This is a genomic window from Methylobacterium sp. J-030 (genome assembly GCF_022829545.1).
GTDB lineage: Bacteria > Pseudomonadota > Alphaproteobacteria > Rhizobiales > Beijerinckiaceae > Methylobacterium.
Map to the genome: position 1 here is coordinate 1 of NZ_JAKSYM010000151.1, position 481 is coordinate 481.

Consider the following 481-nt stretch of genomic DNA (forward strand, 5'->3'; position numbering starts at 1 on the left):
GTCGGGCACTTCCCGCACCGGGAGGATCCCGACCGGGCAGCGGAGGCGATCGCGGGGTTCTTCAAGCGGATCGGGTGGCGGTGAGGCGCCCCCCCCCCCCCCGGTCCGCAGGTCCCGGAGGCCCGGGAGCCGCGGTTCCGGGGTCCCCTCCCGGCCCGGGTCGGCCCGGAGCCCCACGCGGTGGCCGCGACGTCCGTCTACGACAGCACCGCCCGCACGGTGACGCTCCCCTCCGGCGAGGTGCTGGAGGCGCATTCCGGCGTCGGCGAGGCGATGGACAACCCGCGCTTCGTCCACCTGCGCATGCGCGGCTCGACGCCGCCGGGCACCTACATGCTGACCGAGCGCGAGCGCCTGTTCCACGGCGTGCGGGCGATCCGCCTCACCCCGGTGGCCGCAGCGGGTCGATCCACGGCCGTGACGGGCTGCTCGCCCACACCTACATGCTGCGCCAGCCGGGCGCCTCGAACGGCTGCGTCTC

Annotated in this window: 1 pseudogene; it reads left to right on the top strand. The window is 76.1% G+C overall.

The annotated features are described in order from the left end of the window. Positions 1 to 156 precede the first annotated feature (156 nt). Positions 157 to 481 (top strand): annotated as a pseudogene (locus tag MKK75_RS09195) (DUF2778 domain-containing protein); the annotation flags it as partial.